Source organism: Chitiniphilus eburneus (genome assembly GCF_005048205.1).
Classification (GTDB): domain Bacteria; phylum Pseudomonadota; class Gammaproteobacteria; order Burkholderiales; family Chitinibacteraceae; genus Chitiniphilus; species Chitiniphilus eburneus.
In genome coordinates, this window is sequence record NZ_SUMF01000066.1 from 1 (window position 1) to 3424 (window position 3424).

The 3424-nt window shown below is 71.4% G+C and carries 2 protein-coding genes; both read right to left on the reverse strand.

Going from position 1 to position 3424, the window contains the following annotated elements; translation table 11 throughout:
* A partial coding sequence (locus FAZ21_RS19870) for a UvrD-helicase domain-containing protein (RefSeq protein ID WP_169307515.1) occupies nt 1-1760 on the reverse strand: 1760 nt, incomplete at its 3' end.
* On the reverse strand, nt 1757-3424 hold a 1668-nt coding region (locus FAZ21_RS19875), incomplete at its 5' end, for a PD-(D/E)XK nuclease family protein (RefSeq protein ID WP_211243546.1). The genes FAZ21_RS19870 and FAZ21_RS19875, both read right to left, overlap by 4 nt.

Sequence of the window (3424 nt, forward strand, 5' to 3'; positions counted from 1 at the left end):
ATGCCCGCAGTGGTCAGCCGGCGCGCGATGGCGTGCGCATGGCCCCGCGCACGCACCAGCACTGCGATGCTGCGCTCGCCGTCGGCCCGCGCCTGCCGCACCAGCCGCAGCACGATGTCTTCCTCGCGCTCGGCCGGCGCCGCGCCCTCGCTGCGCCATGCCGGGTGGAACACAACTGCCGGGCCGTCCAGCGCGGCGTTGAACGCGGTGGACGCGGCGTAGGCGATGGCGCTGCGCTCGCCGTCGTCGCGCTCGGGAAACAGACGGATGAAGGTGTGATTCACCCAGTCCACCACACCGGCCTGCGAGCGGAAGTTGTCCTGCAATGCCAGGAAATCCGGCGCGATCTCGCCAATGCCCCGGTCACGCGCGGCGAGGAACAGGCCAACTTCCGCCTTGCGGAAGCGGTAGATCGATTGCATCGGGTCGCCGACCAGGAACAGCGTGCGGCCGTCGCCCCCGCTGGCATCCTGCTGGCCCCAGCCGGAGGTCAGCCGCGCCAGCAGTTCGATCTGCGGCTGGCTCGTATCCTGGAATTCGTCGATCAGCAGGTGGCGGATGCGCGCATCCAGCCGCAGCAGCAACTCGCTGGGGTCGTCCGCCGCGCCCAGCGCATCGATGGCGCGCAGCGCGATCTCGGTGAAATCGACCTCGCCGGCTGCGGCGAACACCATCGTCAGTTGCGCGGCGGCAAGGCGCAGCGTGGTGAGCAGCGCTTCCAGGATGCGCCATTGCGCATCGCTGTAGCGCACGGGCGGCAGCTCGGCCACTTCGGCCAGCCGCGCGATCCACTCGGCGTCCGGCAGGTGACGCCCCAGCCATTCGGCCATCGGCGCCTTGTGCGCGCACTGCGCGGGAAAGCCAATGTTCTTGTTCAGTTGCTTGCGCAGGCCACCGGTGGCGGTGAGCAGCAGCGCTGCCAGCGCGCGCCATTGCGGCAGGGCGTCGGGCGTGGCGGGCAGCGGGCCGTCCCATTCGAGCAGCGGCGTCAGCAGGCCGGGCGCGTCGGCCTCCAGGCATTGCGCGGCGGTACGCGCCAGCGGCGGCAATTCGTGCTGCCAGCCCAGCGGCATGGCGGCGGCGAGCGCTCGCAATTCGTCGCCGACCACGGTGGCCAGATTGGCTTCCAGCGTGGCGCGATCGGCGCCGTGCAGCAGGCCCAGCCATTGATCGCGACTGGCCAGCATGCCGGCCAGCAGTTCTTCGGTCTTGGCGAGGTTCACATCCAGGTGGGCCAGCAACGCGGTCACCGCAGCACCAAACTGCGCGTTGCCCGCCAGTGCCAGCGTTTCACGCGCGGCCAGCGCGTAATGCGGGCGGGCATCGTCCACGGTGGCGGGCATGCCGCCCAATTGCGACAGGTACGGCATGCGCCGCACCAGGCTGGCGCAGAACGAATCGATGGTCTGGATCGCCAGCCGGCCGGGGTGATCGAGCAGATGCCAGCCCAGTTCGGCATCGCGCTCCAGCGCGGCGCGGGCCAGGCGCCAGCTTTGCCGGCGATTGGCCTGTTCGGGCTCCGGCCCCCGCGCGGCCAGCAGCTTCTGCATCACCCGCGCGTGCATTTCCGCCGCGGCCTTGCGGGTAAAGGTGATGGCAACGATTTCCTCCGGGCGCGCCACGGTGGGCAGCAGCGCCAGGATGCGGTCGGTCAACAGCTCGGTCTTGCCAGAGCCGGCTGGCGCCTGCACCAGGAACGAGCGGGCCGGGTCCAGCGCGGCCTGGCGCGCGGCAAGGTCGGAAGGCACGCGTTCGCTCATGCGTCATCCTCCCGGTCCAGGGCCACCCGCAGGAAGGGCAACACGTCGCAGTAGTCGAGGTCGGCCGGTACCAGCGTGACATTGGGTGCCCGGCCCGCGGCAAATTCGTCGGCCAGCGATTCGATGGCGCCACGCCAGCGCGCCAGGATGTCGCTCCAGCCCATGCCCGCCAGCGGGTCGTTATCGTTCAACTGGTCGGGCGTGTGCACACCGGGCACGCCGATGTCGGCGGCGGCCAGCCCCTTGGCCGCCACTTCGCGGGCGTTCAGCCGCGCCAGCAGCAGGCCGTCCACCGACTGCCCGAGCACGGCGGCGTATAGCGGCAGTTGCAGGTTGATCGGGCGCTCACGCGCCCAGCCGCTGGTGTCGAGCGCGTTGCCGGTCTTGTAGTCGACGATGACCTGGCCGCCGTCGGCCAGGGTGTCGAGCCGGTCCAGCCGCAGCTTCAGACTGAGCGGGCCGTGGCGCCAGTTGTGCGGTGCTTCGAGCTCGGCGATGGCGAACGGCGCGCGGGTAGCCTCCAGCGCCAGCCAGTCGGCCAGCACGCGCACGGCGCGCTCGGCCTCCAGGGTGCGGATCGCGGATGGCAGTTCGCCCAGCGTCTGTGCCGCCGCCTGCGTCACCGCCTGGACGATGCGTTCCTCCAGGTCACCGCCGTCGCGCGCAGCGAGCAGGCCGGCCTGGTCGGCGAGATCGCGCCACGCCAGTTCCATCGCGCAATGGAGGAAGCGGCCGCGTACCGGCGCTGCGATCTGTTCGGCGTGGGCCGGTAGTTGCTGCGCACCCAGGCGGTAGCGCACGAAGGCCCACAGCGGATTCTTGGCCTGCGCCTCCAGGATCTGGGTACCCCCCGCGACATGGTCGCGCTCGCTCAGCGGCGGGCCGGCCGGGTCGTCCAGCAACGCCAGTGCAATGGCCGGCGCCGCCGTGGCCGGCATCGGCCGCCAGTCGGCTTCGGGCAGCGACGCGATCAACGGCGACGGGCGCAATTCACGCTCGCCGTCGCGCTCGGCATGGCTGACGATCACCGTCGGCGCGCATTGCACCAGCGCGGCGAACAACGCGCGGGCATAGTCGAGCTCGCGTTCCGGCGTGGCGCGCGGCGCACCGGCCTGCTTGAGCGCGGACAACGGCAGCAGCGGGTTGGGCCGTGCCGGCGCCGGCAATACGTCGTCGCTCAGGCCCAGCAGCCAGATGCCATCCCAGCGCCCGCCTTCGGCTTCCAGCAGGCCCAGTACGTCCAGCCGTGCGCTTTGCGCGCGCTCCGGCTGGAACGGGGTGTCCTGCGCCAGCCGCGCCAGCAGTTGCACCGCCGCGGCGGCGTCGAGCGTGCCGGCCGGTGCCGCCAGCGCGGCGAAGCGCGCCAGCAGTGCGCTGAAGGCGTCGATCACCTGGTACGCGGCACTGTCGAGGCCCCGGTCACCCGGGAAGCCCAGTGCCGTGAGCGCGGCGGCGAAACGTTGCGCCCAGGTGTCGCAGCGTACGGCGCGCCCACCCAGCGCCGCCTGCGCCGCACCCCAGGCATTGGATAGCCGGGGGCAGGAAAACAGTTCTCGCAGCCAGTCGGATTGCGACAGCGAGAGCACGCCGCGCTCTACCGCAACCGCTTTTCCTGCCAGCGCAAGGTGGTGCCGTGGCTGCCGGGGCGCGGTTTCAACAGCACC